The organism is Kitasatospora sp. NPDC048286 (assembly GCF_043201735.1).
In the GTDB taxonomy this organism is placed as follows: domain Bacteria; phylum Actinomycetota; class Actinomycetes; order Streptomycetales; family Streptomycetaceae; genus Kitasatospora.
The window spans coordinates 1-12,844 of the sequence record NZ_JBICZE010000015.1 but is presented as its reverse complement, the minus strand read 5'-3'; the positions used below and the strand labels follow the sequence as shown (position 1 = coordinate 12,844).

Sequence of the window (12,844 nt, the reverse complement as noted above, 5' to 3'; positions counted from 1 at the left end):
GGACAGGGCCAGGCCCTAGACTCTCCGGACGATCCGTCCACGTCCAGAGCACTGGGGTCCACGGCTGATGAACGCAATACCGGCAGTCGCCTCCGACGTGCCAGAGCAGCGCAGCGAGGATCCCGAAGGGACCTCACGCACCTGGCAGGAGCGCGGCCGCGCCCTGGTGGTCCGGTTCGGACCGGCCGTGTGGTGCTACGCCGTGCTGAAGCTGGTGGGCTTCACCGTCTTCATGAAGCTGCTCTCCTTCGCCGGGGAGTACGCCAAGAAGCCGGCCCGGTTCGGAGGCGGCGCCAACCCCTGGGACGTGGTGGCCAGCTGGGACGGCTGGTGGTACCAGCAGGTGGCCCAGTACGGCTACCACCCGGCACTCGTCCCGATCCCGAACGGCCCGGTCGGCTTCAGCATCGAGCAGAACTCGGCCGCCTTCTTCCCGCTCTACCCGGGCCTGATGCGGCTGACCTCGGACGTCACCGGCCTCGGCCTGTACGGCGCCGGGATGCTGGTCTCGGTGGTGGCCTCGCTGTTCGCCGCGGCCGGCATCTACGCCGTGGTGGAGAAGCTGACCGGCGACGCGCGCTCGGGCGTGATCGCGGCCGGCATCTGGGCGATCGCCCCGGGTTCCGGCGCCGAGTGGGCCGTCTACTCGGACTCCCTCTTCGTCGCGCTGGCCGCCTGGGCCTGCTACTGCGTGATGACCAAGCAGTGGATCGCGGCCGGGGTGGTCACCCTGGTCGCCGGACTCAACCGGCCGACCTCGGCGGCGCTGATAGGCGCCGTCGGCCTGGCCGCGCTGGTCGAGCTGTACCGCCGGGAGAGCGGTGTCCTGCGCCCGCTGGCCGCGATGCTGCTGGCCCCGCTCGGCCTGCTCGGCTACGTCGGCTGGGTGGGCTGGCGGACGGGCGAGTGGGGCGGCTACTTCCGGCTCCAGCACGACGCCTGGCTGCACTACTTCGACTGGGGCCAGGGCACCTGGCACGCGATCCGCGGGGTCCTGCTGGGCCGCAGCGACTACCCCTTCGCCTTCCCGCTGCCGGACCTGCTCGCCACCCTGATCGTGCTCAGCCTGCCGATGCTGATCGTGCTGCTGGTCCGGCTGCGCCCGCCGCTGGTGCTGACCGCCTACACGGTGGCGACGATCGTCTCGGTGCTCGGCAGCCTCGGCATCTTCGGCAACGTCTCCCGTTACCTGCTGCCCGCGTTCCCGCTGTTCATCGCGCTGGCGGTGGGGATGCGCAAGCTGAGCCTGCCGGTGCTGGCCACCGTCCTGGGCACCGGCGCCATCGCCTCCGGCTGGTACGCCGGGTACGTGATCTTCGAGCTGGGCGTGCCGTAAACCCGGACCACCCACCCGAGCCCACGGGGGCGCGTCCGACCCGGACGCGCCCCCGTTCCGTCTCCCCGGATTCCCCTCGCCGCACCCTCTTGAGCCGACCGATCGTTCGGTTACCCTGTGACGTGTCCCGTCCTGCTTTTCGAGGCCCTCCCAGGAGCGCACAAGATGTCCGCAGCGGTCACCCACCCCCTCGTCAGCGAGCTGGTCGAGCGCCACCAGGCCACCCTGGACGCCGCGCTCGCCGCCGCCGCCAAGCGCGACTACTGGTCGCCCTACCCCGAGTTCCCGAAGGCGTACGGCGAGAGCGGCCCGGCGGACGGCAAGGCCGCCTTCGACGCCCTGCTCGGCAAGCCCTTCACCCTCGACGGCCACCCCACCGACGGCGACCAGGTCGGCGGCGAGGCCTCCCCGTACGGCGTCGAGCTGGGCATCACCTACCCGCACGCCGGCCCGGACGCGCTGATCGCCGCACTCACCGCCGCCCGCCCCGGCTGGGCCGCCGCCACCCCGCTGGAGCGCGCCGCCGTCTGCCTGGAGATCCTGCACCGGATCAACGCCCGCTCCCACGAGTTCGCCCAGGCCGTCATGCACACCACCGGCCAGGCCTACGGCATGGCCTTCCAGGCCGGCGGCCCGCACGCCCAGGACCGCGGGCTGGAGGCCGTCGCCTACGCGTACGCCGAGCAGACCCGGCTGCCCCGGCAGGCCGGCTGGACCAAGCCGCAGGGCAAGCGCGACCCGCTGGTGATGACCAAGGAGTTCACCGTCGTCCCGCGCGGCCTCGCGCTGCTGATCGGCTGCAACACCTTCCCCACCTGGAACGGCTACCCGGGCCTGTTCGCCTCGCTGGCCACCGGCAACCCGGTGCTGGTCAAGCCGCACCCGCGGGCCGTGCTGCCGCTCGCGCTGACCGTGCGGGTCGCCCGCGAGGTGCTCGCCGAGGCCGGCTTCGACCCCGACCTGGTCTGCCTGGCCGCCGAGCACGACGGCGGCACCGTCGCCGCGACCCTCGCGGTCCGCCCCGAGATCAAGCTGATCGACTACACCGGCTCCACCACCTTCGGCGACTGGCTCGAGGAGCACGCCAAGCAGGCGCAGGTGTACACCGAGAAGGCCGGCGTCAACACGGTGGTGATCGACTCCACCGACGACTACAAGGGCATGCTGGGCAACCTCGCCTTCGCGCTGTCCCTCTACAGCGGCCAGATGTGCACCACCCCGCAGAACGTGCTGATCCCGCGCGGCGGCATCGCCACCGACCAGGGCGACAAGTCCTACGACCAGGTGGTCGACGACCTGGCCGGCGCCATCGAGGGCCTGCTCTCCGACGACACCCGCGCCGCCTCGATCCTCGGTGCCGTGGTCAACCCCGGGGTGCTCCAGCGCTCGGCCGCCGCGGCCGGCGGCGAGTACGGCGAACTCGCCCTCGCCCCGCGCGCGGTGACCTCGCCGGACTTCCCCGGCGCGACCGTCCGCACCCCCGCGCTGGTCAGGCTGGACGCCGACAAGCCGGACGACCGCGCGCTCTTCCGCACCGAGTGCTTCGGCCCGGTCTCCTTCGCCGTCGCCGTCGAATCCACCCCCGCCGCGGTCGAGTTGCTGCGCACCACGGTCCGCGAGAAGGGCGCCATGACGGCCTCCGGCTACACCACCTCGCCCGAGGTGGAGGCGCTGCTGGTCGAGGCCGCCCTGGACTCCGGCGTCTCGCTCTCGCTCAACCTGACCGGCGGGGTCTACCCCAACCAGACCGCCGCCTTCTCCGACCTGCACGGCACCGGCGCCAACCCGGCCGCCAACTCGGCCTACTGCGACGGCGCGTTCGTCGCCAACCGGTTCCGCACGGTGGAGATCCGCAGGCACTCCTGAGCCCCGTGGCGGCATCCCCCGGGCCCCGGCGGTCACCCACCGCCGGGGCCCGGCGGTTCACAGCCCCGACGGCGCCCGCGATGATGGAGGCTGGGAGAACGCCGGGAACGGCGTACGACCGCCCTCCGAACAACGGGAGCTGATACATGGCCGTGAAGCCGACGAGCGAAACCGACGTCCTGATCGTCGGCGCCGGACCGACCGGACTGCTGCTGGCCGGCGATCTCGCCGCCGCCGGAGTCGGCGTCACCGTACTGGAGAAGCGGGCCGCCGAGTCCAACCTCACCCGGGCCTTCGCCGTGCACGCCCGCAGCCTGGAGCTGCTGGACGCCCGGGGCCTGGCGGAGGAGCTGATCGCCACCGGCCGGCCGCTCTCCGAGTTGCGGATGTTCGACCGCTTCGGGATCGACCTCGGTTCGCTGCCCACCCGCTTCCCGTTCGTCCTGATCACCCCGCAGTACAACGTCGAACGGCTGCTGCTGGAACGCGCGGAGCAGGCCGGCGCCACCGTGCTGCGCGGTGCCGAGGTCACCGGGCTGCGCCAGGACGGCGAGGGCGTGACCCTGGAGACCCGCGACGGGCAGAGCCACCGCGCCGCCTACGCGGTCGCCACCGACGGCGTCCACTCCACCGTCCGCGACCTGCTGGGCATCCCGTTCCCCGGGGAGTCGGTGGTCGACTCGGTGGTGCTGGCCGACGTCCGGCTGGACCACGAGCCCGCCCAGGCGATCACCGTCGGCGCCAACCAGGCCGGCTTCGCCTTCATCGCCCCGTTCGGCGACGGCTGGTTCCGGATCATCGCCTGGGACCGCGAGGAGCGGTACCCGGACGGCACCACCCCCTCGGCCGAGCAGCTCACCGCCCTCGTCCGGGCCATCCTCGGCGAGGACTACGGCCTGCACGAGGTGCGCTGGAGCTCCACCTTCCACAGCGACGAACGGCAGGCCCCCAACTACCGCTCCGGCCGGGTCTTCCTGGCCGGCGACGCCGCGCACTGCCACTCCCCGGCCGGCGGCCAGGGCATGAACACCGGCCTCCAGGACGCCGCCAACCTCTCCTGGAAGCTCGCCGCGGCGGTCCGGGGCCACGCCACCGACGCCCTGCTGGACACCTACCAGACCGAGCGGCACCCGGTCGGCAAGACGGTGCTGCGCACCTCCGGCGCGCTGATCCGGCTGGCGCTCGCCGAGTCCGCCCCCACCCGCGCCCTGCGCGGGGCGCTCACCGCGCTGGGCGGCCACCTCGACCCGGTCACCGAGCGCGGCGCCAGGCTGGTCTCCGGCATCGGCATCTCCTACCCCGCGCCCAAGGACAGCCACCCGCAGGTCGGCAAGCGCGTCCCGGACCTGCGGCTGACCGCGCTGAGCAAGCCCGCCGAGGGCGCCCCGGCCGGCCCCGACCGGCTCTACGAGGCGCTGCGCGCCGGGAAGTTCGTCCTGGTCAGCAATGACGAGCTGGCCGCCGCCGAACCCTGGGCCGACCGGATGGTCTCCGCCGCCCCCGCCGACCCGCACGGCAAGCTGCGCGACACCGTCCTGCTGATCCGCCCGGACGGCTACGTCGCCTGGGCCGCCGTCGACCCCGGCCAGGGCGAACTGCGCACCGCCCTCACCGACTGGCTCGGCACCCCGGCCTGACCGTCCTCGGGGCGGGCGCCCGGTCCACCGCGCGCCCGCCCGCCGAGGCCCCCTCGCCGCAACTCCGGCCCGCCGAGGCCCCCTCGCCGCAACTCCGGCCCGCCGAGGCCCCCTCACCGCAACTCCGGCCCGCCGCAGGCCCGTCGGCCGAGCCTTCCCGCCGGTCAGCGGTCGCCGGCCCCGCGGGTCCGGCTGCGCGTCAGTCGGCGCTCTCCCTCGGCTCGTTCCGATGACACGTCCGCTCCAGGCAGCCCGAATCGGTCTGGACCGGCTCCGGAATCACCGTCATTCACTGTATGGAACCGCCGAGTTTCCCACCTTCCACAGTTGACTGTTTTTTAGCAACGAATTGCTCGACCATGAGCCACTTCGCACACGGGTTCTGTCATGTTCGAGCCAGCGTTCTCGACCCCCTGAACGCCTGGTCCCTTGCCGGCCCCCACAGCCGGCCAGAGGAGGATCCGTTGCGCCCCCGCTCCCTTGCCCTCGCCGCGGCGATAGCCGTGCTGCCGCTGACCGCCGTCTCGCTCGGTGTCTCCACCGCGCAGGCCGCCACTCCCAACGCCACCCCGCGCGTCGCCCTGCCGAACACCGTGAACCCGGCGGTGGCCCACTCGGAGAAGAAGGGTGACGTCCCGGCCGCGCAGCAGATCGCGGTGTCCGTCAGCCTGAAGCTGCGCGACGCCGACGCCCTGGACCGCTTCCTCACCGCCGTCGCCACCCCGGGCACCCCGGAGTACGGCCACTACCTGACGCCGGAGCAGTTCACCGCGCGGTTCGGCCCGACCCAGGCCGCCGTCGACCAGGTCAGGACGTACCTGGCCCAGCAGGGCCTGACCGTCACCGAGGTGAGCGCCAACCGCCAGGTCGTCAACGCCCACGGCACCGCCGCCCAGGTCTCCCAGGCCTTCGGCACCCACGAGAGCTCGTACCTGGACCCGCAGCTCCAGCGCGCCTTCTTCGCCAACGACGCCGCCGCCTCGATCCCCTCCGACCTCGCCGCCGTGGTCCAGGGCATCAGCGGCCTGGACAACCACGCGGTGCGCAAGAACCGCCTGGCCACGCCGAAGGCCGTCACCCCGAACACCGCGAGCGCCACCCCGAGCGGCATGGCCCCGGCCCAGTACACCGGTGCGTACAACCTCAACAAGACCGGCGCGGACGGCACCGGCACCACGGTCGCGCTGTGGGAGTTCGACGGCTACCAGTCCTCGAACCTGACCACCTACGACTCCCAGTACGGCCTGTCCGGCCCGGCCGTCTCCACCGTCTCGGTGGACGGCGCCAACTACGACTCCGCCCCCGGCCAGGGCCAGGGCGAGGTCGAGCTGGACAGCGAGATCGTCCGCGGCGCGGCGCCCAAGGCCACCCAGCTGGTCTACGAGGCGCCCAACAGCGACCAGGGCGAGATCGACATGGCCAACAAGATCGTGGCCGACAACAGGGTCTCGGTGATCTCGATCTCCTGGGGCTCCTGCGAGCCGGACACCACCGCCTCCTCGATGACGGCGGTCGACAACGCCTTCAAGCAGGCCGCCGCCCAGGGCATCTCGATCTTCTCCGCCTCCGGCGACGACGGCTCCCGCGACTGCACCCGCTCCACCAGCGGCTCCTCCGTCAAGGCGGTCGACTTCCCGGCCTCCAGCCCGCACCAGACCGGCGTCGGCGGCACCAACCTCAAGGTGTCCAGCGGCAACGCCTACTCCTCGGAGAGCGCCTGGAGCACCGCCGGCGGCGGCGTCTCCACCGTGTTCGCCAAGCCGAGCTGGCAGACCGGCACCGGCGTCAGCGGCACCATGCGCACCGTCCCGGACGTCTCCTCCAACGCCGACCCGGCCAGCGGCTTCGCGATCTACACGGCCGGCGCCTGGCAGGTCTACGGCGGCACCAGCGCGGCCGCGCCGCTCTGGTCCGGCTACGCGGCCCAGTTCAACCAGAAGGCCAAGGCCGTCGGGCAGCCGGTCCTCGGCGAGGCGAGCCCGCGGCTGTACTCGGTCGCGAACAGCAGCGGCTACGGCAGCACCTTCCACGACGTGACCACCGGCGCCAACCAGGACTTCTCCGCGAAGGCCGGCTACGACCAGGTCACCGGCTGGGGCTCCCCGGTCGCCGACGCGCTGACCACCGCCCTGCTCGGCGGCGGCACCACCCCGCCGTCCGGCGGCTGCACCGCCGCCCAGCTGATCACCAACGGCGGCTTCGAGACCGGCACCGCCTCCCCGTGGACCACCTCCAGCGGCGTGGTCGACAACAGCTCCTCCCAGGCCGCCCACTCGGGCAGCTGGAAGGCCTGGATGAACGGCTACGGCTCGGCCCACACCGACACCATGTCGCAGACCGTCTCGATCCCGGCCGGCTGCACCTCCGCCAAGCTGACCTTCTGGCTGCACATCGACACCGCGGAGACCGGCACCACCGCGTACGACAAGCTGACCGTCCAGGCCAACAGCACCACGCTGGCGACCTACTCCAACGCGAACGCCGCCGCCGGTTACGTCCAGCGCACCCTGGACCTGACCTCCTTCGCCGGCCAGACCGTGACCGTCAAGTTCACCGGCACCGAGGACTCCTCGCTGCAGACCAGCTTCGTGATCGACGACGTCGCGCTGAACGTCAACTGATCACCGGCAGGTAGCACCACCGAACCCCCCGCCGGGGCGGCCGCCGTCAGGGCCCGCCCCGGCGGTGTCCGTCCCGGCCCGCCGCAGGGGTGCGCGGGCCCGGGGCGGCGGCCCGTGTTTCCGGACTGTTTCAAGATCGCTAACCCTTCGGTCCACCTGCCGTGACCACTGTCATACGCACGACTGATGACGTAGCCTCTCGACCGTGCATAGGGTTCCCCAAAGCTCGGTGAAGCCGCTGGCGGCGCGCCCCGGCGCCGACCCGGTCCCACCGAACTCACCTGGTGGGGAGGGTCACCGCATGGCCGCACAGCAACCTCAGGACGCCGCGCGGCTGCGGCTGGTCGGATCGCACACGGAGCGTCCCGGACCGCCCCCCGCCGCCGCCCCCGTCCCGGCGCCCGGCCGGCTCACCCCGGTCGGCGGCTTCGCGGACACCCTGCACCTGGCCATCGAGGCCAGCGGCCTCAGCCTGGACCGCATCCGCGCCGCCCTCGCCGGGCGCGGCGTCCGGGTCAGCGTCACGACCCTCAGCTACTGGCGGCGCGGCCGCAGCCAGCCCGAACGGGCCAGCTCGCTGCGCGCCGTCCACCTGCTGGAGGAACTGCTCGGCCTGCCGCACAGCGCGCTCTCCTCGCTGCTCGGGCCGCCGCGCCCGCGCGGCCGCTGGGCCGCCGCGGCCAACACCTGCCACCTCGGGCTGGAGGACGTCTGGCCGGGCGAACAGCAGATCGCCGACATCTTCGCCGAGCTGAACGCCCCGCCGGCCGGCGAGCTGGAGCGGCTGAGCATCCACGACTCCTACTACGTGGACGCCGAGCGGCGCGGCAACCTGCTGCGGATGCGCCAGGTGGTGCGCGCCACGGTCGGTGGCGTCGGCCGCTGCCTGGTGGTGCACATGGCCGACGAGGAGGCCGCCGGCTGCCCGGAGATCACCTCGGTTCGGCACGGCCGGCTGGGCCGGGTGCGCCGCCGCCCGGAGGCCGGGCTGATCGTCGCCGAGCTGATGCTGGACCGCCCGCTCGGCCTCGGCGACAGCACGGTCTTCGAGTACGAGGTGGAGATCCCGCCCGGCGGCCCGACCACGGAGTACAGCCGCCGCTTCGCCACACCGGTGCGCGAGTACGTGCTCCAGGTGCACTTCGACCCGGCCGCCGTCCCGGCGCACTGCGAGCGCTACGACCGCGAGCCGGGCGCCGACGTCGACCACCGCCGCGAGCAGCTCTGGATCGGCGCCTCGGCGAGCGCCCACGTCCTGGCCCCGGACCAGCAGCCGGGCCACATCGGCATCCGCTGGGAGTGGGCGTAGCCCTTCCCGCGCCGGAAGCCCGAAGTCCCGAAGCCCCGTCGGACCGTCAGGGTCCGGCGGGGCGCCGCTTGTCACGGGTGAGGCCGGCCCCGAACGCCCCGCCACGTCCGGGAGTCGCACGAGTCTCACCCGTTCGGCTCAACCCACCGTGACGCATCCCGCCCGCTTTGGGACTTTGGTCCCGGTAACACGCGGAATCGGCCAGGGAAGGCCACTCCTGTCCCGCCGTCAGGCGGTGCCCGGACAGACCGCAGGAAAGAGGCGGAACATGACCCTGACCGACCTGTCCCCGCTCATGGAGTTCGACGACGTCGAACCGGCGGAGGACTGCATATGCGGGGGCTGCAACGCCCGCCGCCGCGCCCGGCTGCACGCCGCGCCGGTCCACGAGGACGGACACGCCGCCGCCCGCAGCGTCCGCCGCCGGGCCGCCGTGCTGATGGCCGCCATGGGCACCGCGATCGGCGGCGGGACGGCCGCCGCTACCGCGGCACCCGCCCCCACGCCGGGCGACAGCAGCGCCACCCGCTCGCAGAACCCCCAGGGCGAGATCAGCGGCCTCTACGGCCAGGCGCCGGGGGCCCGTTCCCTCGCCGCCCCGCGCGCCGCCGCGACGCCGCTCACCCGGGCCCAGATCATCCAGCGCGCCCAGAGCTGGGTCGACCAGGGCGTGCCGTACAGCATGAGCCGCTACTGGTCGGACGGCTACCGCCAGGACTGCTCCGGCTTCGTCTCGATGGCCTGGGGCCTGAACAGCAGCCAGACCACCTGGACGCTGCCCAACTTCGCCGAGCGGATCGGCAAGAACGACCTCCAGCCCGGCGACATCCTCCTCTACAACAACCCGGCCAGCCCCCAGGCCGGCTCGCACGTGACGATCTTCGGCGGCTGGACCGACTCCTCCCGCACCACGTACGTCGCCTACGAGCAGACCGGGCCCTCCACCAAGAAGCGCTCCACCCCGTACGCGTACTGGAACAACTCCGGCGCGTACGTCCCGTACCGCTACACCGGCCTGTCGGCCGGCGGCAGCGGCAACGGCGGCGGCGGCACCTCCTCCACCGCCTTCCCCGGCGCGGACAGGTTCGGCCCCGGCGCCGACAACGCGTACGTCACCAGGCTCGGCCAGATGCTGGTGCAGCGCGGCGGCGCCGCGTTCTACTCCACGGGCCCCGGACCGCGCTGGACGGACAGCGACCGCCGCGCCGTCCAGGCCTTCCAGCAGGCCCAGGGCTGGCGCGGCGGCGAGGCCGACGGCATCCCCGGCAAGGACACCTGGGACTACCTGGTCAACGGCAAGGGCCGCAACATCAACGGCGGCACCCCGCTGCCGCCCCCGCCGCCGCCCACCACCGAGGGCTTCCCCGGCGCCCAGTACTTCGGCCCCGGCCAGAACAACGACCACGTCCGGCGCCTCGGCGAACAGCTCGTCCGCAAGGGCTTCGGCGGCTCGTACGGCGTCGGCCCCGGCCCGCGGTGGACGGAGAGCGACCGCCGCGCCGTCCAGGCCTTCCAGCAGGCCCAGGGCTGGCGCGGCAGTGAGGCCGACGGCTACCCGGGCCCCGACACCTGGCGCCGGCTCTTCTCCTGACACCCCGCCGAGGCGCGGCGCCCACCCGGGCGCCGCGTCTCAGCGCTTCCCCGACATCCAGTGGAAGAGGCCCATCGCGACACTGGTCGCCAGGTTGAAGCTGGACACCCCCGGCTGCATCGGCACCGCCACCAACCGGTCGGCGCGCGCCTTGAGTTCGTCCGACACCCCGTGCCGCTCCGTACCGAAGGCCAGCAGCGCGTCGTCCGGGAAGGGCAGGTCCCGGATGTCCTCGCCCTCCGGATCCAGCACGAACAACGGCCCGTCCGGCAGCTCCGGCAGGTTCAACCGCTCGACCGCGGTCGCGAAGTGCAGCCCCGCACTCCCGCGCAGCACGTTCGGATGCCACGGGTCCAGGTCCCCCGTAGTCACCACCCCGGTGGCGCCGAACCCGGCCGCCAGTCGGATCACCGCCCCGACGTTCCCCAGGTTGCGCGGGTTCTCCAACAGCACCACCGGCGCCTTCCGCGGCCGCCGCCCCAGCACCGCCCGGTTCGCCTCCGCACCGGGCCGCACCGCCAGCGCCGCCACCCCCGTCGGATGCAACCGCGGCACCAGCCCCCGCAGCACCGGCTCCGGCACCTCCACCGCGAGCCCCTCCAACGCCGGAGCGACATCCGGCGCCAACTCGCCCGCCAACGCCGCCAGGGCCTTTTGGTCGGCGGTCAGCACCCACCGCACCTCGCCGCCGAACCGCAGCGCGTGCTTCAGCGCGTGGAACCCGTCCAGCAGCACCGCCCCCGGCTCCCGCTCGGCCGCCCGCCACCCGCGCACCAGCTCGTCCATGCCGTTCACTCTCCCACCTGCTCCCCGGGCCGCCCCGCCGCGGCGATCACTTCCTCGAACCCGAGCGGCCGCCCCAACGGCCCGCCCGCATCGCGGGCCAACCCGTCCAAGGCGAGGTCCAGGTGCCGGTGGACCAACGAACCGTCCGCCTCCAACGCCGCCAGAGCGCCCGGCAACGGACGCGACACCCGGACGCAGAGCAGCACCAGGTCCCCCATCCCGACGTCGGCCCGCAGCCGCCCGGCCTCCCGCGCCGCGCGCAGCAGTTCCTCCACGGCCACCACGGCACCCCGACGGGCCGTCACCAGCTCCTCGTCCACCACCAGGTGCTCCAGCAGCACCACGATCGCCGCCCCCATCCGCAGATCGGCGGCGGCGTGCACGAAGCGCCGCAGCGCCAGGTACGGATCCGGCTCGACGCGCCCTGCCTCCTCCGCGGCCCCGGCGAGCCGGGTCAGCAGGTCGGTGACCAGCGCGCGGACCAGCGCCTCCCGGTCCGGGAACCGCCGGTAGAGCGTGCCGGGGCCGACTCCCGCCCGCCGCACCACCGCGTCCAACGGGGCGTCCGGGCCCCGCTCCAGGAACACCTCGCAGGCGGCGTCCAGGATCCTGCGCCGGCTGCGCTCCGCGTCGGCCCTCATCCACAGCTCCCTAACCGGAGAAAATCTCTCCCCCTATGCTAGCGTCACCAGAACCGGAGAATAATTCTCCGCCTAACCGCCCTCCCCGAGGAGCGCCACCATGTCGACCAGCCTCACCGTCCGCACCGAGATCGACGGCACCACCCACCCTCGGGAGGCCGTCCTCGCCTGGGAACTCGACCGCGCCCGCGCCGCCCTGAGCCTGCTCAAGCAGCGCCTCGACGACGACCGCACACGCGAACTCCTCACCCCGGACACCACCGCCTCCGACACCGCCCTGGCCTCCTGGGCCCAGGCCTCCGCCGGCCGCCGGCGCACCGCCGTCACCGAACTCACCGCCACCGGCATCGACGCCGAGACCTTCCTCACCTGGTGGCAGGGCCGCCTCCAGGCCGGCGACCGCACCGCCCTGCTGGCCGCCAACCCCGAGCACTACCTCGCCGACTCCACCGGCGAGCGGGTCGAGATCATCGAAACCATCGGCACCGGCCCGACCCGCTTCTTCCTCCACTTCCACGACACCCCCGGCGACGACACCTTCCCCGTCCGCATCGGCGGCACCGGCACCCTCGCCGACGGCACCGAGATCCTCCACGTCCTGCACGAGTTAGCCGACACCCCCGACGGCCTGCGCATCCGCCTCACCGTCCAGTTCCCGGAAGCCGCCCCCGACCTCCTCCCCACCGGCCACCAGTGGCACTTCGCCTGCGAGTTCACCAACTGGCTCGAGGCCGCCCACGCCGCCTGACCCCAACCACCCCCACCCAGCGGGCGCCCCACCACCCAACAAGGGAAACGCCCCCACCCCCAGCAACCACCCACCGCCCCCTCCCACCCCACCCGGCTGACACCCCACCCCCCCCCAGCGAGGGAACCGTCCCCACCCCCAGCAACCACCCACCCACCCGTCCCACCCCAGCGAGAGGGACGCGCTGCGGGAGGGGGCGGCGGAGGGGGTGGGCGCGGAGAGGGGCGTGGCGGGTGATTTTCAGACTGCCAACGGTCTCAACGCCCCACCGCCAGGGTTGGCAGTCTGAAAATCATCCAGCCCCCGGAG

Annotated in this window: 9 protein-coding genes; 7 read left to right on the top strand and 2 right to left on the bottom strand. The window is 73.3% G+C overall.

What is annotated here, in order from left to right; genetic code table 11:
- Window positions 1-67 precede the first annotated feature (67 nt).
- From ACGF13_RS30875 to ACGF13_RS30850, 6 genes are all read left to right on the top strand, one after another.
- The gene (locus ACGF13_RS30875) at window positions 68-1,336 is read left to right on the top strand and encodes a hypothetical protein (protein ID WP_392881412.1); all 1,269 of its coding nucleotides are present in this window, start codon (window positions 68-70) and stop codon (window positions 1,334-1,336) included.
- A gap of 165 nt (window positions 1,337-1,501) precedes the next feature.
- Window positions 1,502-3,202 carry a phenylacetic acid degradation protein PaaN gene (gene paaN / locus ACGF13_RS30870; RefSeq protein ID WP_392881410.1) on the top strand — a complete coding sequence of 567 codons (1,701 nt, stop codon included), beginning with the start codon at window positions 1,502-1,504 and terminating at the stop codon, window positions 3,200-3,202.
- 146 nt (window positions 3,203-3,348) lie between these two features.
- Window positions 3,349-4,839 (top strand): FAD-dependent oxidoreductase, encoded by a 1,491-nt coding sequence (locus ACGF13_RS30865; RefSeq protein ID WP_392881408.1) that lies wholly within the window; start codon window positions 3,349-3,351, stop codon window positions 4,837-4,839.
- Window positions 4,840-5,303: 464 nt separating this feature from the next.
- Window positions 5,304-7,460: a protease pro-enzyme activation domain-containing protein gene (locus tag ACGF13_RS30860; protein ID WP_392881406.1), complete on the top strand. Its 2,157-nt coding sequence runs from the start codon at window positions 5,304-5,306 to the stop codon at window positions 7,458-7,460.
- 301 nt (window positions 7,461-7,761) lie between these two features.
- A complete protein-coding gene (locus ACGF13_RS30855) occupies window positions 7,762-8,769 on the top strand; it encodes an XRE family transcriptional regulator (protein WP_392881404.1) in 1,008 nt (335 codons plus the stop codon).
- A 268-nt stretch (window positions 8,770-9,037) separates the two neighbouring features.
- Window positions 9,038-10,360, top strand: a complete 1,323-nt coding sequence (locus tag ACGF13_RS30850) for a peptidoglycan-binding protein (protein ID WP_392881401.1) — start codon at window positions 9,038-9,040, stop codon at window positions 10,358-10,360.
- Between the two features lie 39 nt (window positions 10,361-10,399).
- Here the strand turns inward: ACGF13_RS30850 and ACGF13_RS30845 are convergent, their stop codons facing one another.
- On the bottom strand, window positions 10,400-11,146 hold the full coding sequence (locus ACGF13_RS30845; protein WP_392881398.1) for a TrmH family RNA methyltransferase: 747 nt from the start codon (window positions 11,144-11,146) through the stop codon (window positions 10,400-10,402).
- Window positions 11,147-11,151: 5 nt separating this feature from the next.
- Window positions 11,152-11,787: a TetR family transcriptional regulator gene (locus ACGF13_RS30840; RefSeq protein WP_392881395.1), complete on the bottom strand. Its 636-nt coding sequence runs from the start codon at window positions 11,785-11,787 to the stop codon at window positions 11,152-11,154.
- Between the two features lie 100 nt (window positions 11,788-11,887).
- Between ACGF13_RS30840 and ACGF13_RS30835 the strand changes: the two genes are divergently transcribed.
- Window positions 11,888-12,535 (top strand): hypothetical protein, encoded by a 648-nt coding sequence (locus tag ACGF13_RS30835; protein WP_392881393.1) that lies wholly within the window; start codon window positions 11,888-11,890, stop codon window positions 12,533-12,535.
- The last annotated feature ends 309 nt before the right edge of the window (window positions 12,536-12,844 follow it).

Coding starts and splice junctions, on each gene's coding strand:
- ACGF13_RS30875 (WP_392881412.1), top strand. CDS start 68: ATGAACGCAATACCGGCAGTCGCCTCCGACGTGCCAGAGCAGCGCAGC.
- paaN (WP_392881410.1), top strand. CDS start 1,502: ATGTCCGCAGCGGTCACCCACCCCCTCGTCAGCGAGCTGGTCGAGCGC.
- ACGF13_RS30865 (WP_392881408.1), top strand. CDS start 3,349: ATGGCCGTGAAGCCGACGAGCGAAACCGACGTCCTGATCGTCGGCGCC.
- ACGF13_RS30855 (WP_392881404.1), top strand. CDS start 7,762: ATGGCCGCACAGCAACCTCAGGACGCCGCGCGGCTGCGGCTGGTCGGA.
- ACGF13_RS30850 (WP_392881401.1), top strand. CDS start 9,038: ATGACCCTGACCGACCTGTCCCCGCTCATGGAGTTCGACGACGTCGAA.
- ACGF13_RS30845 (WP_392881398.1), bottom strand. CDS start 11,146: ATGGACGAGCTGGTGCGCGGGTGGCGGGCGGCCGAGCGGGAGCCGGGG.
- ACGF13_RS30840 (WP_392881395.1), bottom strand. CDS start 11,787: ATGAGGGCCGACGCGGAGCGCAGCCGGCGCAGGATCCTGGACGCCGCC.
- ACGF13_RS30835 (WP_392881393.1), top strand. CDS start 11,888: ATGTCGACCAGCCTCACCGTCCGCACCGAGATCGACGGCACCACCCAC.